This window comes from Lysinibacillus sp. NPDC056220 (assembly GCF_049315265.1).
GTDB classification, from domain to species: Bacteria; Bacillota; Bacilli; order Bacillales_A; family Planococcaceae; genus Lysinibacillus; species Lysinibacillus pinottii.
On sequence record NZ_JBMOXD010000002.1, the window covers coordinates 331,352 to 354,392 of the forward strand.

Here is a 23,041-nt window from a genome sequence, read left to right on the forward strand (position 1 = left end):
ACACTATTTGTATGCAAGCATGTCTTACGTTACGACTTTGATTGGAGATGATTCAAAATGAGTATGCAATATGAGCAACTGTTTGAAAAAATTCGTCCTGCCATTGATAGTAAGATAGCAGAGTTCAAGTATTTTCGATATGATGCTATAACGGCTGAAGAGCTTTGGCGGTACTGTGTTGAAAAAAAATGGCGTAAAAAGAAAGTAGAACAACTTCGCTTATATGAGGTGATTGCTACCATATTCTCGGTATCACCATCTGATATTGTCTCATTCAATCAAGTAGAGTTTTTACAAAGTGACAATTGGTTTGAAGAATTGAATACAGAAGAATTACAATTACTGCTTGGTCCAGTCAAAACGTAAATTACGATGTGTCAAATCTTGTAATAATTCAAAGAAACCTACATGTGTTGAATTGACACCAAGCGCAACCTGTTTCATAATAAGTGTGTTGCGCTTTTTTTATTTTGAATAACTGTTTACTTACATAAATCTTCTATGCGATTGTACTTGCATTAGGAAGGTTAGTACCTAATAATACAAAGATAAACTTGCGCGTTATGAACGAATGAACTAAGTGAGGCAACCTTTTTGAAACACAGGTAACATGATTCTAAGGAAAAGGAGGATTAATCGTTTCAAAAGGTATTGCTAGTTACTTGTTTGGCGTGTAAGGACAACCCTTACACCATTTCGAGGAGGATTTTCGATGAAACTAAAAAGTCGTATAGTTGCATTCCTATTAATTCTAGTGCTTCTGGCAGCTGGAATTGGTACGACTGTAAACGGCGTCTTAAAGGACATTAAGCTTGGTCTTGACTTACAGGGCGGGTTTGAGGTGCTTTATGAGGTAAATGAATTAAAGGCAGGACAAAAAATCACACCGGAAGTTGTTGCAGCTACGGCAACAGCCCTTGGTAACCGTGTCAATGCCATTGGTGTTAGTGAGCCAAGCATTCAGGTAGAGGGAGAAAACCGTATTCGTGTGCAATTAGCTGGTGTTGAAGATCAGGAATCGGCACGTAAGCTACTATCTACTTCTGCAAATTTAACATTCCGTGATGTGGATGATAATTTATTATTAGATGGGAATGATTTAAAAGAAAATGGGGCTAGTGCTTCCTTTGACCAACAAAATCGCCCAATCGTATCATTAAAATTAAAAGATGCGGGAAAATTTGCTGATGTAACAAGTAAAATTGCTGCGAAACCTGCAGGACAAAATTTATTAGTTGTATGGTTAGACTTTGAAGAGGGTGTAGACTCTTATAAAGCGGAGTCACAAAAAGCGAAGCCACGCTATGCATCAGCAGCAACAGTTAGCCAAACATTAAATACTACAGACGTTATGATAAGTGGTAGTTTCTCTGTTGATGAAACAAAAAATTTATCAGGAATTTTAAATGCAGGGGCACTACCTGTTAAGCTTGATGAAATTTACTCAACTTCTGTTGGTGCTCAGTTTGGTGATGAGGCACTGAAAAGTACCATTTTTGCAGGTATTGTCGGCGTAGTAATTATTTTCTTATTTATGTTATTTTACTATCGTCTACCAGGGGTTATTTCCATCATTACACTTGTTGTATTCACATTCTTAGTATTGGTTGTATTTGATTGGATTAATGCGGTATTAACGCTTCCAGGTATTGCCGCCATTGTACTTGGTATAGGGATGGCTGTAGACGCTAACATTTTAGCGGCAGAACGTATACGTGAAGAGCTTCGAGTAGGGTATTCTGCTAAGCAGGCATTCCAAATTGGTTCTAAACAATCTTTATCGGCTATTGTGGATGCACAGTTGACAACGCTATTAGCAGCGGGCATTCTATTTTACTTCGGGACAAGCTCTGTAAAAGGTTTCGCAACTACATTAATTATAAGTATTCTATTGAGCTTCTTAACAGCAGTTTGGGGTTCCCGTGTTCTATTAGGGTTCCTTGTTAACAGTGGCTATTTCAATAATCCAGCATGGTATGGTATTGCTAAATCAAAACAACATAGCTTGGATGAAAACATTGGTACATTAGATTTAACAACGAAATTTGATCGTTTCGATTTTGTTCACAATCGTAAGAAATTTTATACATTCTCTTTAGCCATTTTAGTGGCTGGTTTAGTGGTTATAGGTATTTTCCGACTAAACCTTGGTATCGATTTCTCTAGTGGTACACGTATTCAAATTGAAGCAGAACAAACGTTAACACAAGAAGAAGTGGCAAAATTCGTTGATAGTATCGGTTTCCCTTCGGAGGATATTGTCCTTTCAGGAGAAAAGAGCACATCTGCAATTGTTCGTTATAAATCTGATTTATCACAAGCAGATATTTTAAAATTCCAAAAGGAAACAACCGATAAATATGGTCATAAGCCTACTGTAAGTACGGTATCGCCAACAGTTGGTAAGGAGCTTGTGAAAAATGCCATTAAAGCATTGTCACTTGCAGCACTTGGGATTATCATTTATGTAGCAATTCGCTTTGAATGGCGTATGGGTATTGGAGCAATTGTGTCATTATTACACGATGTATTCTTAATCGTTGCTGTCTTTAGCTTTATGCGCTTAGAGGTGGATATTACTTTTATTGCGGCAGTTTTAACCATTGTTGGTTACTCCATCAATGATACGATTGTTACCTTTGACCGTATGCGTGAAAACTTAGATCGATATGATACCATTAATGACCGTGAATTATTGGCGGATATTGTGAATAAGTCGCTCCGTCAAACAATGGGACGTTCTGTTAATACCGTCTTAACAGTTATTATTGTTGTTATAGCTTTATTAATTTTTGGCGCACCATCTATTCAAAACTTCTCAATTGCGTTATTGATTGGTCTAATTACAGGTATGTATTCTTCCATCTGTATCGCAGCTCAAATCTGGTATTCATTAAAAATTCGTGAAATGAAAAAATCAGATGGGCAGCTACACAAAAAAGAGAAAAAACAATGGGGTACAGACGAACCTGTTGTATAATTATGGGCAGGGTATAGAAAACGAATTGTTTTCTATACCCTGCTTTTATGATGCAAAAAAATCTGCTGGCTTTCTAAAAAGCAGCAGATTTTTATAGGTTATAATTTAAATTGCTGAAGCAATGTCTGTAGCTGCTGAGCATGTTGACTTAATTCTTCAGCGACCGCATTCACTTGCTGCATAGTCGCAACTTGTTCATCAACAGACTCTGCAATTATTTGTGAATTGCTGGCTGATTGATTTGAAACGCTTGCTATTTCCGTGACAGAGGCAGCAACCTGCTCAGCACTGGCGGAAATTTCTTCAGATGTGGCAGAGATTTCCTCAATTTGCTCCGTAAATGCTGTCACTGCTGATGTGATGGAGTAGAAAGCATCTCCTGCCTCATGAATTTTGTTTACGCCGTCTTTTACAGAAGCTAGACCATTATCGACAGCGGCTGCAACATTGCGTGTATCTGTCAGAATTTCTTTTGTAATGGCAACGATTTGATTGGCAGACTGATTAGATTCCTCAGCAAGTTTACGTACTTCATCCGCTACTACCGCAAAGCCCTTACCGTGCTCCCCAGCTCTTGCCGCTTCAATTGCCGCATTTAAGGCCAGCAAATTTGTTTGCTCTGAAATGGCCGTGATGACGGCTGTAATTTGTCCGATTTCTTCTGATTGTTTACTTAGTTTATCTGTCAATGTAGCAATTTCAGAGGTAGCCACAGAAATGATAGACATCTGCTCTTTCGCTGTGGAAATGGTTGTTCCTCCTGTTCGCGCGAGCTGGGTCATACTTTCTGCATTGGCATGAAGGCTTTGTGTCGCCTCTGCAATGCGTTGAACACCGGATGCTGTTTCATCCATTGCCACAGCACTTTGCTGTGAAGCACTTGCAGATGAAACGATATGTGTTGAATTTTCTTGAATACGTTGGGCAATATCATCAGAAGTTGCCGTCACTTCCTCTGTGCTAGCAGACAGCTCTTCAGAGACAGCTGATAGGTGGGAGGCGCTATCTTGAATATTTGACATTAATCCAGTTAGATTTTGCTTTAAAGTATTGACTGCCACGGCTAGTGTACCAATTTCATCATTTGATTGGTGAGTAAGCTCATCAATCGATAAATCTCCTTGTGCTAAAGTATCAGCCGCTCCAATTGCAAGATGCAATGGCTGAACAATCGATTTTTTAACAAAATACATAAAGTAAACGCCAATAACGGCACTAGCCAATAGAAGCGTGATGGAAATAATAATTGCTCTTGCAACCGTTTGATTAACTTCAGCATCAACCTTTTGTAGCTGCTCATTATGATAATCTAACATTTCCTTCGTTAATTGGAAGAGTTCTTTATTATCTTTTGTCACATCATTATTTATGTAAGAGAGGGCTAAATCGACATTTCCATTATTGAAGGCTTGGACTGCCTTTTCGGAATGAGTAAGTAAATCTTTTTGTAATGCTGTGATTTGCTGCATAATATTTTTTGTGTAGTCTGAACGAACAAGGGTAGAAAGCTCATTCACCGATTCTGGTAAACGCTTTTCATAGCGCGCTAAGTTTGCTTTAGCGGTTTCATCCTTTGGATTTAAAATATAGGAACGTAAAAATAAACCTTGTGATGCGAGTTCTTGCTGAATTTTCACTGTTAATTGCATTTGTACAATACGGTGCTGCAGTACTTCTTCTAGATCATTTTGCGTAGCTTTGAATTGCAGAAAGCTCACAATACTAGAAATGAAGAGTAAACATGTTAATGAAATGAAGCCCAGATTTAGTTTTTTACGAACGGACATAGACGTTCCTACCTTCTTTTGTTATATGGAAAAAATAAATGTTCTGAAATTACTATAGCTTGATATTTTTACAAGGTCAATACTCAGAAAATTTTCAACAGGAGAAGTATTATTTACTTTTTATGGAATTTAAAAAGGTTTATATACCTATGTAAAAGGCTTCTGAAATCCATGTTATCCACTTGATTCTTCAAAATTGATTGACAATTATATTTATTTAGCATAAAATTAAGGCTAACTTTTTGTTCGGTCAAGGTAGAAGGCTACGGGAGCGTGGTCAACCTAAGAACAGATGAGCTGAGTGTAGATGAGAATAGCTGAGAAATTGTTGAATAAGAGTAGTAGCATAGGTGTGCAATATAGAGAGTCAGTGGCTGGTGAGAACTGATTTGTAGCTTATGTGAATGGACTTATGAGAGTCGCTTTTAAAAAGCGAACGTGAATCCCCACGTTATAGGGAATGCTTGAACGTATAGAGGCCTTGCAATCAATATGATTAGCAATGGACCGTACAGGAGCAGGCATTAAAGTGAGAGCAATATGCTCTAATATGAGGTGGCAACGCGGTCATGATCGTCCTCTGCAATTAGGAATAATCCTTTTTGCAGGGGATTTTTTTATTTTCATTCAACAGTACATTTTTCTTCATTCGTCTAGACATTAGCAAAAGGAATCTTTGGAAAAGGAGATTAAAAGCTATGCAAACAACGAGTTCAAGAACAAAAATGAAAACCATCAACGGCGATTCTTTAACACCGATTTTAATTTTTAGACGTTTACAGGGTAAGCATAAATTTTTGCTTGAAAGTTCAGCCCAACATGAGGGAGCGGGAAGGTTTTCTTTTATTGGTGCTAATCCAAGAAAAACGTATAAGGGGATGGGGCAAGAAATTCAGGAGTATTCCTATCAAACTGGAAAAACCTCTGTCCATAAAGGAGAGCTCTTTGCCCTATTGAAAAGACTCATGCCCCGTATTTCCAATACAACTGATTTTCCGTTCTCTGGAGGGGCCATTGGTTATATAGGTCATGGACCAACATCGATGCTACGAACAGATGGAAAGGATCTCCCAGAAGCTCATTTTCATGTCTATGAAACAATTATTATTTTTGATCATGTAACTGATGAGGTGACATTGATTCATACAAATATAGATGTGGAAAAACAAGAGCCTGATTTGGAGAAATTAGCACAACAGATATTAGAAGGGCATGTAAGTGAAGAAGCAACTTACATGTATCAATCACTTGATACTTCTACACAGGATCAATTTTCAATAGCTCTACAAAATATTCAACGTAATTTGAATGGGGAAATAACAAGAGTTATATTACCGAAGCGCCATGTTGCAAACTTTCAGGGAGATGCTTTTTCGTTATATAGACAGCTTCGTAAAAAAAAGTCAGCTGCCTATATGTATTATGTAGAGTTTGAAGATTATATGGTTTTAGGAACTTCTCCTGAAAGTCTAATACGAGTGAAAGGAGACCGAGTGATTGCAACTCCAACAGAGGGCACATACCCACGGGGGAAAACGAAAAGCGATGACCTAATTAATGAGCGTAAACTATACAACCATCTAAAAATTAGAAAATCACATGCCGTCCTTGTGAGTGCAGTGCAGCAAGAGTTACAGTCTGTTTGTTTTCGGGATTCTGTTCAAGTAATCGATGCTATGCACATTGAGAGATCGAAGCAAGCTATACACATGACTTCAAGGATAGAGGGTCGACTTTTGCCGATGCTACATGCCCTTGATGTATTAGCAGCAATGCTACCACCATATTCAACTACAGGGATACCTAAAGAACAGGCAACCTATTATTTGGAAAAATGGCATCATACTGCGGGTATATTTGGTGGAGCTCTCGGTTTCATCGGTTTTAATGGGCATTTGGATTTTGCTTTAACAGGGCAATCCATTGTGGTGAAACAAACAATGATGCATATGCAATCCACTATTGCGGTGACAAAATATACGGACGTATTAAAAGTTTTACAACAGTTGGAAGAGGAAGAACGTGCATATTTACAGTTATTGGCGAATAATGGAGGGCAAAATAAATGAAACATTTACAGCGGAAAGTGTTACAAGGGCAGCATTTGATGTATGAAGAAATGCTAGAGGTGGCGCAATGGCTATTTCAGGATGACACACCTAAAGATGAAATCGCAAGCTTTTTAACAGCCCTATCTATAAAGGGGGAGACTGCTCATGAGGTAGCGGCCTTAGCAACAATTATGCGGTCATTTGCCAGTAATGTCCCAGTAAAAGAAGGACGTTATATGGATAATTGTGGAACTGGTGGAGATGGCCTTCATACATTTAATATCAGCACTGCCTCTGCATTCGTACTAGCTGGAGCTGGTGTTAAAATTGCCAAGCATGGAAATCGTAAAATTTCGTCCTCCTCTGGCAGTTCGGACGTTTTAGAGGCATTAGGCATTCATACAGAGATGACAATTCCACAAACTGTAGAGCTATTGGAAAAGGAAGGAGTTTCTTTTTTGTATGCACCGAATGTTCATCCCAAACTAAGGAGGATTGGGGAAGTGCGACGTTCAATTGGTAGACCAACCATCTTCAATCTAGTTGGTCCTTTAACAAATCCTGTAGCCCTTTCAACACAATTCACAGGCATTAATCGGCCCCAATTTGTCATGGAATATGCTTCTGTTCTACAAATGCTAGGACGTGAACGTGCCATTGTAGTATCAGGTCCTCAAGGGCTCGACGAGGCTTCCTTAGCAGGGCAAAATACATTGGTTTTACTAGATAAAGGGGATTTGATTCCATTCTCATTAACCGCAGAGGATGTCGGTCTTCGCTCGGCACCATTAGAGGCCATTCGAGGTGGCAATGCTGATGAAAATGCGGTGATTATGAAAAATTTACTGGCTGGGGAGCAAAGTGCCTACTTAGATACGGTATTGATAAATGCCGGCATCGGATTATTCGCTCATGGTCAGGCAGAAACGATTAAAGAAGGAGTGGCTATGGCGAAAGACAGTATTGGTAGTGGGCGAGCACTACAAAAATTGGAAACGGTTGTAGCTTATAGTGAGCAATTAAAAGAAGTGGAGGTCGGACAATGAATATTCTTCAAAAAATACTTCAGCAAAAGAGGATAGAGGTAGGAGCATTATTAGAGCAGCCCGATCCTTTAGCAAATTTTTCAGAAAAGCAACGCCCTTCGTTATTTCAATCATTACGGCAAGCAAACACATTGCAGGTGATTGCTGAAATGAAACGTGCTTCGCCTTCCAAAGGGTTAATTGCTGGCGGGGCAGACCCAGTTGCACAAGCACAAGTTTATGCCCAGGCAGGAGCAGCAGCTATTTCTGTATTAACGGACAAGGAATTTTTTAAAGGCTCCTTTGAAGATTTAGCCGCAGTTGCTCGTGCTGTGGATACGCCACTTCTTTGTAAAGATTTTATGGTGGATCGAGTGCAAATTCGATTTGCTAAGGCAGCAGGTGCATCTATTATTTTATTGATCGTGGCAGCATTAACGGATGAAGCTTTAGATGATTTATATAGCTATGCAACGAGCTTAGGCTTAGAGGTTTTAGTGGAAGTGCATGATAGAGAGGAGCTAGAACGTGCACTTGCAGTAGATGCGAAATTGATCGGCGTTAATAATCGAGATTTACGTACTTTTAAGGTCAATTTGCAGCGCACAAAGGAGATTGCAAAAGTTTTTCCGTTTGATGAGGGACACATTTTAATTAGCGAAAGTGGCATTTGGTCCCAGGACGATGCGAAACAAGTGGCGGCTATGGGCGCTAGTGGCGTTCTTGTTGGAGAAGCATTAATGCGGAGCGGAGATGCAGGGCTAGCACTCAGGCGTTTACAAGTTCAAACCGAGGAGACTTCAGTATGACAAAAGTTAAAATTTGTGGTTTACAAGAATTAGAACATATCCAAACAGCAATTCAAGCTGGTGCAGATGCTGTGGGCTTTGTTTTTGCACCAAGTAAACGTCGTGTATCCATTGAACAGGCACGGCTATTAGCAAAGCAAGTACCACAAGGTGTTTTGAAAATTGGTGTCTTTGTCAATCCAACTGCTGCTGAATTACAGGAAGCGGTTGAGCGAGTGCCTTTAGATTACGTGCAATACCACGGAGAGGAAACAGCAACATTTATTTTAGAACAAGGTTATCCAGCTATTAAAGCATTGTCTATCAGGACAAAAGAGGATGTGCAAGCTGCTGCTAATTTTCAGGTGGACTATTATTTATTCGATGCTCCTGGAACTACTTTTAAGGGTGGAAGTGGTCAAACTTTTGACTGGACTCTACTCGATGAGGTGGGCATTCCACGAGAAAGATTAATACTAGCTGGTGGACTGAAGGCGGATAATGTTGAAGAAGCCATCACAGCTGTAGACCCATACATGGTGGATGTATCAAGTGGTGTAGAAACAGATGGCATTAAGGATCATAAAAAAATAAGGACATTTTTACAAGTAGTAAAGAGGGGGGATAAATAATGACCATTTCGATAGCTAATAGTGTACCAACAAAGGCAGGGCGGTTCGGTCAATTTGGAGGGCGGTTCGTACCTGAAACATTAATGACTGCCTTGCTAGAATTAGAGAATGCCTACGAGGAAGCTTTAGAAGATTCCTCGTTTACAGAAGAGCTATCCTACTATTTGCAGGACTATGTGGGACGTGAAACCCCGCTTTATTTCGCAGAAAATCTTACAAAGAAGCTTGGTGGAGCTAAAATCTATCTAAAGCGTGAAGACTTAAATCATACAGGTGCTCATAAAATTAATAACGCGATTGGCCAGGCACTTCTTGCCAAACGAATGGGAAAAAAGAAGATTGTTGCAGAGACAGGAGCTGGGCAACATGGTGTAGCAACGGCTACCGCATGCGCCTTATTAAATCTTGAATGTGTTGTTTTTATGGGTGCAGAAGATATTAAACGGCAGCAGTTAAATGTTTTCCGTATGGAACTACTTGGCACGAAGGTTCAGTCGGTAGAAAGTGGGTCAAAAACTTTAAAGGACGCTGTAAATGCTGCTTTGCGCTATTGGGTGACAAATGTGGAGGATACGCATTATATTTTAGGCTCTGCCTTAGGCCCACATCCATTTCCAAAAATTGTTCGTGATTTTCAGCGGATTATCGGGGTTGAGACAAGAACGCAAATTTTGCAAAAGGAAGGTCGTTTACCAGATGCAGTTGTCGCTTGTATTGGTGGTGGCAGTAATGCAATTGGTATGTTTCATCCATTCGTTGACGACGAATCGGTTGCCTTATATGGTGTAGAGGCAGCAGGGAGTGGTCTTGAAACTGGGCGGCATGCAGCGGCTATTGCAGGTGGACAATTAGGGGTATTACATGGCGCTTACATGTATTTACTACAAGATGCAAATGGCTTTGTTCAAGAAGCGCACTCTATTTCAGCGGGGTTAGACTATCCGGGAAAAGGGCCAGAACATTGTTATTTACACGATATTGGTCGAGCTCAATTTAACGCCATTACAGATGCTGAAGCGTTAGAAGGATTACAATTATTAAGTAGAACAGAGGGCATACTTCCCGCGCTTGAAAGCTCCCATGCAATTGCTTATACTGCAAAGCTTGCCAAAACAATGCAGAGTGACAGCATTATTGTGGTGTGCTTATCTGGCCGAGGGGATAAAGATGTACACACAGTTCGTGCAGCACTAGGAGGGGATATGAAATGACGACTTTACAACAGGCGATTGCCCAGACAAAGATTGAAGGACATAAGGCTTTTATCCCGTATATTATGGCAGGCGATGGAGGGCTAGAAACTATCAAGCCAACGATTTTAAAACTACAGCAGCTTGGCGTAACAGCTGTTGAAGTAGGTATTCCCTTTACAGACCCTGTTGCAGATGGTCCAACAATTGAGCGGGCTGGAGAACGTGCATTGGCAGCAGGTGTAACGTTGAGGAAAGTATTACAAACTCTTGCTTCATTTAGAGAGGAAATAACAGTCCCTTTAGTTATAATGACGTATTTTAATCCAGTAATAGCATATGGCTTGGAGGCCTTTGCTCAAGCTTGTATTGCTGGAGGAGTCAAAGGAATTATCGTGCCAGATGTGCCATTAGAGGAAAGCGGAATTTTACGAGAGGCCTTAAATCCCTATAGCATTGATGTGGTCCAGCTTGTATCATTAACAAGTCCTCCTGAGCGTATTGCTCGAATTGCTGCTGCAAGCCAAGGATTTGTTTATGCAGTGACTGTAAATGGAATTACAGGGGAACGCTCTAATTTTGCTACTAATTTAGAACAACATTTTGCCCACTTACGTCAGGCAAGTCCAATCCCAGTACTAGCGGGATTTGGCATTTCAACACCCGAGCAAGTGAAAAGTATGGGAATGTTGGGGGATGGGGTCATCGTTGGGAGTGCCATTGTGACGGCCTTACATGAAGGCAAGATGGCAACAGTAGAAGCATTAATAGCTGCTTCAAAAAACGTTTATGAAAAGTCTACTCTTTACTAGAGTGGGCTTTTTTTGCTGTGTGACGGATAGCGAGAGGAGAGTGGCGAATAGCAGTGAGAAAGTGAAAGATAGCGAGCAAAACCAGTCGGATAGCCTTCTTAAACCGATGGATAAAACTATCAATCTAACGGATAGTGCGTATCGTCTAGAATTTCGGTATAATAACTTTCGTAAGGAAGTGAGAAGATGATTCTATCGAAAAAAAGATGGCAAGTGGAACGCCCAGACGTAGAACTTGTACAAGCATTACAAAATGACTTACAACTTTCTGCGATTGCAGCAAAAATTTTAGCAGCGCGAGGCTGTGAAACAACTGCTGATGCAGAAAGCTTATTAAATATGACAGAAGCGAATGTTCATGACCCATTTCTTATGCACGGTATGGCAGAAGCAGTGGCACGAATTGAGCAGGCTCTAGATAATGGAGAGAAAATTTTAGTCTATGGCGACTATGATGCGGATGGTGTGACAAGTACGACTGTTATGTTAAATGTCCTACTGGATCTTGGTGCTAATGTATCGTTTAAAATACCGAACCGCTTTATTCATGGCTATGGGCCACACGAGGCTCTTTTTCGGGAAGCCTATGAAGAGGGTGTGCAGTTAATTATCACAGTGGATAATGGGATTTCAGGGATTGAACCTATTCGTGTAGCAAAGGAACTTGGTCTGGATGTTATTGTGACTGATCACCATGAACCAGGGGAGGAACTGCCACCGGCTGATATTATTTTACACCCACGTTTACCTGAAGGACATTATCCTTTTGGAGAGCTTGCCGGTGTAGGTGTAGCTTTTAAGCTTGCACATGCTCTATACGGAGAACTACCAACTCATTTAATAGAATATGTTGCAATTGGAACGGTGGCTGATTTAGTACCATTAGTGGATGAAAATCGTTATCTCGTTAAACGAGGCATAGAAGAAATGCGTCGTTCTCTTAGTCCGTGGGTACAAGCCATGTGTGATATTGCGAGCACAGAACAAGCAAAAATTAGTGAAGAAACGATAGGCTTTTATTTTGGTCCTCGCTTAAATGCAGTGGGTCGACTTGGTGAAGCATCGCCTGGAGTCGAATTATTAATGGCTGAGGATAGTGTAAAGGCAACAGCATTGGCCAAACAGCTAAATGCCTCCAATACCGAGCGTAAGGATATTGTTAAAAATATTACCGAGGAAGCCATTGCTCTAATTGAATCAGAGAAGAAAATTAGCGATTCTTTAGTCCTTGTTGTAGCAGGAGAAGGCTGGAATGCAGGGGTTGTAGGAATTGTTGCTTCACGTCTTGTTGAACAATACTATCGTCCAACGATTGTCCTTTCACTTGACCCTGATAAAGGTACAGCAAAAGGCTCTGCACGAAGCATTGATGGCTTCCATTTATATAATGAATTGGCCAAAAATCGTGATATTTTACCTCACTTTGGAGGGCATCCGATGGCAGCAGGTATGACTTTATCAATTGAGCATGTGGATGAACTACGGTCACGCTTGGATACACAGGCAAGAGCATGTTTAACAGAAGAGCATTTAACTCCTGTGGTTCACATTGATATTCCTCTAAGCCTAGATGAAATTTCTGCAGATGCTATTGAGGAAATAGCATCACTTGGCCCGTATGGCACCGATTTTCCGAAGCCCGTTTATGTGCTTGAGGATGTTGAAATATCCTCCATGCGAAAAATTGGAGCGGCTGAGAACCATATAAAAATGGAATTAACGAATGGCTGTGACAAATTAGATAGTGTCGGTTTCCATAAGGGCCACTTACACGATGAATTAACCTATGGCATAAAAGTGTCCTTTATTGGTGATTTGCAAATAAACGAGTGGCAGGGGCGTAAAAAAGCTCAATTTATGATTGAAGATGTTCAAACCACTGAATGGCAGCTTTTTGATATTCGTGGTATTCGTCAAACGGCTCGCTGGCTCAATACAGTGCCAAAGGAAGAGGCGACATTTATTGCCTTTCGTCCAGCAACAATGACCTATTATCAATCGTTAATTGATGTTCCTATAATAGTAGCTGATCCTACTCTTTCAAACATCGGACAAAGTGAATATATTGTCCTGTTAGATTTGCCTGAAACTATTCAAAGGCTAGAAGAGGTTTTACAGAAGACGGCCCCTTCACGCATCTATGCACACTTTTATATGCCAGATTCACAATACTTTAATGTTTTACCTACCCGTGAGCAATTTGCATGGTATTATAAATTCCTGAAAAATCGACCAGCATTTCCACTTGATATGCATATAGCAGACATAGCTAAGCATACTGGCTGGCCATTAGAAACATTAAAATTTATGACACAGGTGTTTTTTGAGCTTGATTTTGTTAAAATGGAGAGTGGACTGACGACTGTCAACGAGGATGCTCCAAAACAAGCATTGACCGAGGCACCGTCGTACAAACAACGTTCAGAACAGATTGAAATGGAGCAAATGCTCGTCTATGCTCCTTATATAGAATTAAAACAATGGTTTGATGAACGAATACATGACTAGACGAATACGTTTCGTAGGAGGAGCAATAAAATGGATTTAAAGCAATACGTTACAACGGTTGAAAACTGGCCGAAAGAGGGTATTACATTCAGAGATATTACTACAATTATGGATCATGGACCAGCATACAAATATGCAACAGATCAAATTGTAGAATATGCAAAAGAATTAGGCGCAGAAATTGTAGTGGGTCCTGAAGCACGTGGTTTTATTATTGGATGCCCAGTTGCCTATGCCCTTGAAATCGGCTTTGCCCCTGTGCGTAAACCAGGTAAGTTACCACGCAAAGTTATTAGTGCAGACTATGGTCTTGAATATGGAAAAGATACATTAACGATGCATAATGATGCGATTAAGCCTGGTCAAAAAGTATTAATCTGTGATGATTTACTAGCAACTGGCGGTACAGTAGAAGCCACTGTTCGTCTAGTGGAACAATTAGGTGGTCAGGTAGTAGGTTGTGCCTTCTTAATTGAACTTTTAGAATTAAATGGTCGCGAAAAGCTTGGCGACTTAAATATTAAAACCCTTATTCAATATTAAAAATGTTAAAAAAGCGCCACAACAACGGCGCTTTTTTTATTGTTCCTCATAGGACTGAATGATCTTCTGCATTGTTCGCAAAGTATCGAAGAAATCAGCATATTTTTCTACGCCAATATCATCAATGATTTTATCTTGAATCGTTTGCCAAATGGGTGCAGCCTCATGCAGCTTTTCTAACCCTTTTTCAGTGAGCATAATATTTTTAGTGCGTGCGTCCTGTGGATCGCGCTTTAACTCGACGTAGCCATATTGCTTTAATAGATTGATATTCCGTGTCACGGTCGTTTGGTCGAGCAATAAAATTTCACCTAAACGACTAATGGAAACGGCTTGTTGAAGGTCGATGTGTGCCAGCATAGAATATTGAGTCACTTTTAAACCGGTAGGCTGCAGTAATTTATCATATAACTGTGTCACGACCCTTGTTTTTTTTCGAAGGTTTGCACAAACACATATTTGTGTGTAATCGATAGTATTCTGTTGGTTTTTCATGGTCAGTACTCCTTTGAGGGAATTCTACTAATTTTAAGTATACACCTAAGAGCTAAAAAATACGTATTGACAGCTATCTAATGGAATGGTTACTATCATCATACATGTATATACATATAAATGAACGAATATACTCTAAAACATGTATATACATGCTTTTTAGAGTGACTTTGACAAGAAGAGTAGGTGGAATGATGAAGCGGATTCATTACAGTTGGTTTATTTTAGTAGTCACGTTTTTCTCGATTATCGTTGCTGGGATTACGATGTCATCATCTGGCGTGTTTATTGATTCTTTAGAAAAGGAATTTCAATGGGATCGATCGACGATTGCTCTAGCATTTGCCGTTAGTTTATTTTTATATGGTATCTCTGGCCCATTCATGGCAGCTTTACTTGACGTTATTGGTTTAAAAAAGATGATGATAAGTGCCATGTCTACATTAGTGTTAGGCATGATTTTAACATTTTTCATGAATCAATCATGGCAATTAATCATAATTTGGGGTGGCATTATTGGTCTGGGCGCAAGTCTCTTTTTAACGGTGCTTAGCCCTTATGTTGCTAATCATTGGTTTGTTAAAAGAAGAGGGTTAGCAGTAGGAATTTTGACCGCTAGTACTGCCACAGGCCAACTTATTTTATTGCCTGTACTTGCGATTATCATTGATCACTATTCCTGGAGGTGGGCAATCGGCTTCATTCTTCTTCTGAGTATAGTGATGCTAATCATGATTGCTATTTTTATAAAAAATAAACCTCAGGATTTAGGATTAACACCCTATGGACAAGAGGAGATATTTGATAAACAGCATGTGCAACTAAAGAAAAATCCAATTAGTATTGCCTTCAATGGCTTATTAGAAGCGGTTAAGGTCAAAACCTTTTGGCTGCTAGCAGGGAGTTTTTTCATTTGTGGTCTTTCAACAAGTGGATTAATTGGTACTCATTTTGTCTCTTATTGTATTAGCTTTGGTATTCCATTAGTAACCGCTGCGTCCCTCCTTTCTTTTATGGGAGTGTTTAATTTACTAGGTACCACTGCATCTGGCTGGCTATCAGATCGTTTCGATAATCGTTGGTTATTATTTTGGTATTACTTGTTAAGGGGAGCTTCTTTACTGTTACTTCCATATGCTTTGGCACAGGGCTCCTTTGTTTTATTGACTATTTTTACTATATTTTATGGCCTGGATTGGATTGCTACAGTGCCGCCAACCATTAGTATTACACGACAAATTTTTGGTGTGCAGAAGAGTAGTATTATTTATGGATGGATATTCGCCTCTCATCAAGCTGGAGCAGCAGTCGCTGCTTATGGTGGCGGTTTGATTTATAAATTTTTCAATTCTTATACATGGGCTTTTTTTCTTGCAGGGATGTTTTGTACATTAGCTGGCTTATTCGTTATCATGGTTAAAAAGCAAACGTCTCAGCAAGCACAAACGAACTAATCATGAAAGTTGAACCTCCTTACGATGGGTTCAACTTTTTTTTGACAAAAACCAAACAAAAGTTTATAATATAAACAAATATAATAAAAGGTGATGCTATGAATGAAAGAGAACAGGCGGTGCTTGCTTTAATTCGCCAAAATCCGTTTATGTCTCAGCAAGAGATGGCGGATGCCATGAATTTATCTCGTCCCGTGCTTGCTAATTTAGTGTCTAGTTTAACGAAGGAAGGAAAAATAGTAGGTCGAGCTTATATTTTACCCGAGGCAAATGAAATTATTTGTATCGGTGGAGCTAACTTAGACCGAAAATTCCACGTGAAGGGCAATGTTCAATTTGGAACATCTAACCCTGCTAGTTCTTCCTTTAGTGTAGGTGGTGTCGGTCGAAACATTGCTGAAAACTTAGGCCGATTAAATCATCAAGTGACGTTGCTCACAACAGCTGGTAAGGATGCGGATTGGCAAGTGATCCAAGATGCTTCAGAATCCTTTATGAATCTACGTTATGTGGAGCAGATACCAGAAGCTTCAACGGGTTCCTATACGGCCATTATGGATGAGCAAGGCGAGCTAGCACTAGCTGTAGCCAATATGGAAGTATATGACTTATTATTGCCTAACTTGTTAAAAAAGCATGAAACGATGCTTGTGAACGCTGGCTGCTTTATTTTGGACTTAAATTGTCCGAAAGAAACAGTGGCTTATATCCAGCAAGTAGCTATTGCTCGCGAAATACCACTGGTCATTGTGCCAGTATCCTCGCCTAAAATGAATCGACTACCTGAAACATTACAAGGCGTAACATGGTTTATCTGTAACACGGATGAAGCAGAAACAATTGTAGGACATACAATTGAAAACGTGAGTCATTATGAAAAAGCATTACAACAGCTTCTACAATTAGGTGCTGAGCATGTAATTATCACGGCTGGCAGTAAGGGCGTATATGCTGCTTCGACAACAATTGCGCCTAGTCATTTTGCTGCCAAAGTAATTGAAAAGATTGAAGATGTGACAGGCGCGGGTGATGCCTTTGTCAGTGCAGTTATTCATGGCTGGCTGACTGGACAAGATTTTGCGACATGTCTTGATGCAGGGTTAACTAATGCAAAAAATACCTTAGCATCTCCGTATACAGTGAGACCTGAATTATCTGTAGATTTGTTAAAAAGTGAAATGGAGGAATTATAATATGAAAGAATTCATCGTATTATCAGAAGAAGTAAAAGCAGGACAAGCAAAGGGTTTACCAATCGTAGCTTTAGAATCAACAATTATTTCACACGGTATGCCATACCCACAAAACGTACAAACTGCCCGTGAAGTTGAGCAAATTATTCGTGATAATGGTGCCGTACCTGCAACAATTGCGTTAATTGATGGGAAAATTAAAATTGGTTTATCAGATGAAGAGCTTGAAATGTTTGGGAACGCACAAGGTGTTGCTAAAGCTTCACGTCGTGACCTTGGCTACCTACTTGCGACAAAAAAACTTGGAGCGACAACAGTTGCAGCTACAATGATCTGTGCAGAGCTAGCAGGCATTGAGATCTTTGTCACAGGTGGTATTGGCGGTGTTCACCGTGGGGCTGAAACGACAATGGATGTCTCTGCTGACTTAGAAGAATTAGCTCAAACAAATGTTGCTGTCATTTGTGCTGGTGCAAAATCTATTTTAGATATCGGCCTTACATTAGAATACCTCGAAACAAAAGGTGTACCTGTAGTTGGCTATGGTACAGATGAATTACCAGCATTCTACACACGTCAAAGTGGTTTTGATGTAAACTTCCAGCTTGATACACCAGAAGAAATTGCCGAAATGCTAAGTGCAAAATGGCAATTAGGTTTAAAAGGAGGAGCAGTTATTGCTAACCCAATCCCTGAAGCAGAAGCTTTAGAGCATGGATTTATTACGAATATAATTGAAAAAGCTTTAGTTGAAGCTGAAGAGAATGGTATTCAAGGTAAAAACGTGACACCATTCCTACTAGGTAAAGTAAAAGAATTAACAGAAGGTAAAAGCCTTGATGCGAATATTGCATTAGTGAAAAACAATGCAGTAGTGGGCGCAAAAATTGCTGTAGCTTTCAATCAATTACACTAATTCCCTTGTCGAAACAAAGACTCTTTGTGACATCATGTCGCAAAGGGTCTTTTTCATTAAAAAGGAGAATATATTTTCCATTTTTAATACTGTTCACGAGATTAACTAAACTAAATGACACAGTCTCTTTACAATGGGCTACAAAATTTTATACAATTAAGTTTATATCTAATCTGAAAAATTTGACGAGCAAGGTGGACATGTTATGGCGAAAGAGCAAATTTTGACTCCTGAGGACGTTTTTGAGTTAGTCAAATCCTACATGAATGATGAAAATGTCGCATTCGTGAAAAAAGCATATGAATTAGCAAGGGATGCCCATATTGAGCAATTCCGTAGCTCTGGTGAACCGTATATTATTCACCCAGTACAAGTAGCGGGTATTCTAGCTGAATTACAAATGGACCCAGAAACTGTAGCGGCAGGTTTTTTACATGATGTTGTCGAAGATACAGATTTTACGCGGGATGATTTGGTACGGGAATTTGGCGAAGAAGTAGCGGTACTTGTGGACGGAGTTACAAAATTAGGGAAAATTAAATATTTATCAAAAGAGGCGCAGCAAGCAGAAAATCATCGAAAAATGTTTGTAGCCATGGCGCAGGACATCCGTGTCATTTTAATAAAGCTAGCAGACCGTCTTCACAATATGCGTACGCTAAAGCATTTGCCTGCCGAAAAGCAAAGACGTATTTCGAAAGAAACATTAGAAATTTTTGCACCGCTTGCACATCGTCTTGGAATATCGACTGTTAAATGGGAGCTTGAAGATACAGCTCTTCGCTATTTAAACCCACAGCAATATTATCGTATTGTCAGTTTGATGAAGAAAAAGCGAGATGAGCGTGAAGCATATTTGGACAATGTCATGGCTGAGATGAAATCACAGCTGAATGAAGTTGAAATTGATGCAGATGTATATGGACGTCCAAAGCATATTTACAGTATTTATCGAAAAATGGTGCTACAAAAAAAACAATTTAATGAAATTTATGATTTATTAGCCATTCGTGTATTGGTCGATAGTATTAAAGATTGCTATGCCGTATTAGGGATTGTGCATACGCTGTGGAAGCCAATGCCAGGTCGTTTTAAAGATTATATTGCTATGCCAAAACAAAACCTATATCAATCATTACACACAACCGTTATTGGTCCATATGGGGATCCGTTAGAGGTACAGATTCGTACGAAGGAAATGCATAAGATTGCTGAGTACGGGATTGCGGCACACTGGGCGTATAAAGAGGGGAAAAAGGCTGACCATCAAAAACAAAATGTTGATCAAAAATTAACATGGTTCCGTGAAATATTAGAATTTCAAAATGAGTCTTCCAACGCTGAAGAGTTCATGGAATCCTTAAAATTTGATCTGTTTTCTGATATGGTTTATGTCTTTACACCTGAAGGTGACGTCATTGAATTACCTGCTGGTTCAGTGCCAATCGATTTCGCCTATCGTGTCCATTCTGAGGTTGGGAATCGTACAATAGGAGCAAAAATTAATGGCAAAATGGTACCGCTTGATACACCGCTGAAAACGGGAGACATCATTGAAATACTTACATCTAAACAATCCTTTGGGCCAAGCAGAGATTGGCTGAAGATAGCACAATCCTCACAGGCAAAAAATAAAATTAAGCAATTTTTTAAACGACACTTGCGTGAGGAGAACATTGTCAAAGGTAAAGAGATGATTGAAAAAGAAATCCGTTCGCAGGATTTCGATTTAAAGGAAACAATGTCTGCAGAAAATCTCAAACGAGTATGTGATAAGTTTAATTATACAAATGAAGAGGACTTATATGCTGCTGTTGGTGTAAGCGGCATAACGGCACAACAGGTTGTTAATCGTTTAGCTGAAAAACGCCGAAAAGAGCGTGAACAGGAAGAAGCCTTAGAAAAAATCGAACAAAAAATGAAAAATCCGATTCCCCAAAAACGTACGGAATCAGGTGTCATTGTTAAGGGTATTGATAATATGCTCATTCGACTTTCACGCTGCTGTACGCCTGTTCCAGGAGATGATATTGTTGGCTTTATTACAAAAGGTCGTGGCGTATCAGTGCATCGTGCCGACTGTCCTAATATTCAAATTGAGGATGAGCAGGAGCGTTTAATAGAGGTCGAGTGGGAGCATGGTGTTATCCCTGAGAAAAAGGAATACCCAGTAGATATTGAGGTTTCTGCTTTTGATCGACCTGGTATTCTAAATGAGATTATGCAAATTGTTAGTGAAACTAAAACTAATATTTTAGCGGTAAGTGGCCGGGCTGATCGTGATAAAATGGCCACGATTCATTTAACAATCTCTATTTCAAATATTTCGCATTTGCATAAGGTAGTAGAGCGAATTAAACAAACACCTGATATTTATTCGGTACAACGAGTTATCAATTAAGCAACAGTTAGAATTGGGGTTATTGAAATGAAGGTAGTATTACAGCGTAGTAAAGCAGCTTCTGTTACAGTTGACGGAACTGTCACAGGAGCCATTGATAGTGGCTACGTTCTTCTAGTTGGTATTACACATGAAGATACTCAGGAAGATGTCGCTTACTTAGCAAAAAAAGTAGCCAATTTACGCCTTTGGGAAGATGCTGATGGAAAAATGAATCATTCTATTTTAGAGCAGGGTGGCGCTATTTTATCCGTCTCGCAATTTACGTTATATGGGGATGCAAAAAAGGGAAATCGTCCAAGTTTCACAAGTGCTGCAAGACCAGAAGTAGCAGAACCGCTGTGGGAAGCTTTTAACCAAGCATTACGTGAACACGGTTTACATGTGGAGACAGGCATTTTTGGTGCAATGATGGATGTTGCTCTCATTAATGATGGTCCAGTGACAATACTTCTAGAGTCAAAATAATGGTACATTTCCTATAATTCCTTCATATACTAAAGAGTATGGTTAGTTTTATAGGAGGGAGTGTCAAGTACATGGCGCAGACAGGAAGTATATCCAATCCATATTTATACGAAACTCTTAAAATGATGATTGGTCAGGCTATTGTAGTGCAAACAGAAAAAAATATTCAAACAGGTATTTTATTATCCATATTACCTGACCATATTATTTTAGAGATTAGTCGTACACCTTTCTTCATACAGTTGGAGGAAATTGTATGGGTTACATTGGAAACAACAACAAAATGAGTATGTGTGAACCTTCGTTGATGGAAGGTTCTTTTTTATTTATTTACGTTATAATGAATGAGTTTAATTATTAGAAAATTCGATTTATTAGAGAGGTTGAAAATTATGCAAACAATAGCGATTTTAGGTTCTTTGTTTTTTTGGAATAATATAAAGGAGCATTTTACAGCATTTCCTCAAGTACAATTTATTCATTTTCCATACACGCACCCTGAACAGTGTGTGGACTTGATGGACACAGCGGCATCGCAATCGGATATGGTATTATTTGCTGGCTCTATTCCCTATTACTACTGCTATGAAAAAATAAAGGCGTATTCTATACAGGCGACATATCTCCCTTTTGATGAATTGTCATTAGCCCTTTCGTTATTATCTCTACACCATCATGAACGAATAGAACTGAGCGAATTGTCGATAGATTTGCCTAAAAAGGATAGCTTTTATCAAGTGATGAAGCAGGCAGGTATTGCATCTACAGGTGTGTATGTAAAAGATTATGCATGGGTCCATGAAAAACCGGAAAAAATAGCAGATTTGAGTATGGCTGATTATGTCCATTATCATAAGGAGTTATATGAAGCTGGAAAGACTAGATTAGCTCTTACTAGCCTTCACGCTGTTTTTATAGAGCTACAGCAATTAGGAATACCTGCGAAGTATATGGTTGAAAGTAAACAAACGTTTACAGCAGCCATTACAAGAGCCCTAGACGCGTATCATCATCAATTATTGGCGTCCTCGCAAATTGCTGTTGTCTCTATTCATAGCCAAGAAAATTTATCTCACCTGCATCCTGTATTTCTAAGTACTTTAGAAACATTAAGCGATCGGTTACAGGCAAAGGTAATGCCAGCACAGCACGAGCCTTATTTAATTATTTCAACTAGAGGGGTAATTGAAAAACTTGAACCTTCGTATTTATGCTCCCTAAAGGAACAGCTTGAAGAGCAATTTGCCACTTTTTTCAGAGTGGGAGTGGGCTATGGTTATTCGCTGCATGAGGCAGAAGCGCATTCATCCCAGGCTTTGTTTTTTACAACCAAATATAGCGAGACCTCTACAGTAATGTGCTTGGTGGATGAACATAATCGATTACATGGACCATTATTTGAAAATAATAATAACGTAGCTTTAAGTACTAATAATAAAAATATTTTAGAGATTGCAGAAAAAGTGAAAATGAGTGCTAAAAATATTAATGTTATGAAGCAATTCATGTTGGTAACAAATAATCGCCCATTTTCCGCTGCTGAATTAGCAGACTATATGAATCTGTCACGTAGATCTGCTGAACGGATAATTAATCGTTTAATGGAACAGAACTATTTTACATTTGCAGGGGAGGAGCACCCTTATCATAAAGGGCGTCCAAGAAAGCTCTATAAGGCAACGACAAAATGGGAAATCTGAAATAATAGAAAATTAACACTTTACAATAAATTTGAACTAATGTATATTTATTTTCAATTAACGACATATAGCGACAAATGGGTGAGGGGGGATTTTTG

Annotated in this window: 19 protein-coding genes and 1 other annotated feature; of the genes, 17 read left to right on the forward strand and 2 right to left on the reverse strand. The window is 39.4% G+C overall.

The features are described 5' to 3' along the window. Positions 1–57: 57 nt before the first annotated feature. Positions 58–366, forward strand: coding sequence for a post-transcriptional regulator (locus tag ACOZBY_RS06655; protein ID WP_031419286.1), 309 nt, complete (start codon positions 58–60; stop codon positions 364–366). Between the two features lie 346 nt (positions 367–712). After that, positions 713–2,980, forward strand: a complete 2,268-nt coding sequence (gene secDF / locus ACOZBY_RS06660) for a protein translocase subunit SecDF (protein ID WP_422761839.1) — start codon at positions 713–715, stop codon at positions 2,978–2,980. Between the two features lie 98 nt (positions 2,981–3,078). Here secDF and ACOZBY_RS06665 read toward each other — a convergent pair whose 3' ends face one another. Then, a complete protein-coding gene (locus ACOZBY_RS06665; protein WP_031419284.1) occupies positions 3,079–4,767 on the reverse strand; it encodes a methyl-accepting chemotaxis protein in 1,689 nt (562 codons plus the stop codon). Between the two features lie 319 nt (positions 4,768–5,086). Further along, positions 5,087–5,351 (forward strand) — a binding site (T-box leader). 114 nt (positions 5,352–5,465) lie between these two features. Between ACOZBY_RS06665 and ACOZBY_RS06670 the strand changes: the two genes are divergently transcribed. The 8 genes from ACOZBY_RS06670 to ACOZBY_RS06705 all read left to right on the forward strand — a co-directional run bounded on the left by ACOZBY_RS06670 (position 5,466) and on the right by ACOZBY_RS06705 (position 14,316). Beyond that, positions 5,466–6,836: a chorismate-binding protein gene (locus ACOZBY_RS06670; protein ID WP_036164355.1), complete on the forward strand. Its 1,371-nt coding sequence runs from the start codon at positions 5,466–5,468 to the stop codon at positions 6,834–6,836. Then, entirely contained in the window at positions 6,833–7,864 is a 1,032-nt protein-coding gene (gene trpD, locus ACOZBY_RS06675) for an anthranilate phosphoribosyltransferase (protein ID WP_422761841.1), read from the forward strand. Before ACOZBY_RS06670 ends, trpD begins: the two co-directional genes overlap by 4 nt. After that, complete coding sequence (gene trpC, locus ACOZBY_RS06680) at positions 7,861–8,652, forward strand: indole-3-glycerol phosphate synthase TrpC (RefSeq protein WP_036217248.1); 792 nt, start codon at positions 7,861–7,863, stop codon at positions 8,650–8,652. Before trpD ends, trpC begins: the two co-directional genes overlap by 4 nt. Beyond that, positions 8,649–9,263 carry a phosphoribosylanthranilate isomerase gene (locus ACOZBY_RS06685; protein ID WP_031419281.1) on the forward strand — a complete coding sequence of 205 codons (615 nt, stop codon included), beginning with the start codon at positions 8,649–8,651 and terminating at the stop codon, positions 9,261–9,263. The genes trpC and ACOZBY_RS06685 overlap by 4 nt, the downstream gene beginning before the upstream one ends. Further along, positions 9,263–10,474 (forward strand): tryptophan synthase subunit beta, encoded by a 1,212-nt coding sequence (gene trpB, locus ACOZBY_RS06690; RefSeq protein WP_031419280.1) that lies wholly within the window; start codon positions 9,263–9,265, stop codon positions 10,472–10,474. The genes ACOZBY_RS06685 and trpB overlap by 1 nt, the downstream gene beginning before the upstream one ends. Beyond that, on the forward strand, positions 10,471–11,265 hold the full coding sequence (gene trpA / locus ACOZBY_RS06695; RefSeq protein ID WP_036162232.1) for a tryptophan synthase subunit alpha: 795 nt from the start codon (positions 10,471–10,473) through the stop codon (positions 11,263–11,265). The genes trpB and trpA overlap by 4 nt, the downstream gene beginning before the upstream one ends. A 186-nt stretch (positions 11,266–11,451) precedes the next feature. Continuing rightward, positions 11,452–13,773 (forward strand): single-stranded-DNA-specific exonuclease RecJ, encoded by a 2,322-nt coding sequence (gene recJ, locus ACOZBY_RS06700; protein WP_422761843.1) that lies wholly within the window; start codon positions 11,452–11,454, stop codon positions 13,771–13,773. Between the two features lie 30 nt (positions 13,774–13,803). Continuing rightward, positions 13,804–14,316, forward strand: a complete 513-nt coding sequence (locus ACOZBY_RS06705; RefSeq protein WP_012295430.1) for an adenine phosphoribosyltransferase — start codon at positions 13,804–13,806, stop codon at positions 14,314–14,316. 36 nt (positions 14,317–14,352) lie between these two features. On the opposite strand, the gene ACOZBY_RS06710 is transcribed toward ACOZBY_RS06705, so the two are convergent. Beyond that, complete coding sequence (locus tag ACOZBY_RS06710) at positions 14,353–14,811, reverse strand: MarR family winged helix-turn-helix transcriptional regulator (RefSeq protein ID WP_031419277.1); 459 nt, start codon at positions 14,809–14,811, stop codon at positions 14,353–14,355. A 194-nt stretch (positions 14,812–15,005) separates the two neighbouring features. Here ACOZBY_RS06710 and ACOZBY_RS06715 point away from each other — a divergent pair, with 194 nt between their 5' ends. The 7 genes from ACOZBY_RS06715 to ACOZBY_RS06745 all read left to right on the forward strand — a co-directional run bounded on the left by ACOZBY_RS06715 (position 15,006) and on the right by ACOZBY_RS06745 (position 22,943). Next, positions 15,006–16,265 carry an MFS transporter gene (locus ACOZBY_RS06715; protein ID WP_031419276.1) on the forward strand — a complete coding sequence of 420 codons (1,260 nt, stop codon included), beginning with the start codon at positions 15,006–15,008 and terminating at the stop codon, positions 16,263–16,265. Between the two features lie 98 nt (positions 16,266–16,363). Continuing rightward, positions 16,364–17,458: a carbohydrate kinase gene (locus ACOZBY_RS06720; RefSeq protein ID WP_012295427.1), complete on the forward strand. Its 1,095-nt coding sequence runs from the start codon at positions 16,364–16,366 to the stop codon at positions 17,456–17,458. Between the two features lies 1 nt (position 17,459). After that, positions 17,460–18,374: a pseudouridine-5'-phosphate glycosidase gene (locus ACOZBY_RS06725; RefSeq protein WP_012295426.1), complete on the forward strand. Its 915-nt coding sequence runs from the start codon at positions 17,460–17,462 to the stop codon at positions 18,372–18,374. Positions 18,375–18,579: 205 nt separating this feature from the next. Then, positions 18,580–20,775, forward strand: a complete 2,196-nt coding sequence (locus ACOZBY_RS06730) for a RelA/SpoT family protein (RefSeq protein ID WP_012295425.1) — start codon at positions 18,580–18,582, stop codon at positions 20,773–20,775. Between the two features lie 27 nt (positions 20,776–20,802). Continuing rightward, positions 20,803–21,243, forward strand: coding sequence for a D-aminoacyl-tRNA deacylase (dtd, locus tag ACOZBY_RS06735; protein ID WP_012295424.1), 441 nt, complete (start codon positions 20,803–20,805; stop codon positions 21,241–21,243). Between the two features lie 71 nt (positions 21,244–21,314). Then, complete coding sequence (locus ACOZBY_RS06740) at positions 21,315–21,530, forward strand: DUF2642 domain-containing protein (RefSeq protein ID WP_036162229.1); 216 nt, start codon at positions 21,315–21,317, stop codon at positions 21,528–21,530. Positions 21,531–21,635: 105 nt separating this feature from the next. Then, positions 21,636–22,943, forward strand: coding sequence for a MarR family transcriptional regulator (locus ACOZBY_RS06745; RefSeq protein WP_257216245.1), 1,308 nt, complete (start codon positions 21,636–21,638; stop codon positions 22,941–22,943). The last annotated feature ends 98 nt before the right edge of the window (positions 22,944–23,041 follow it).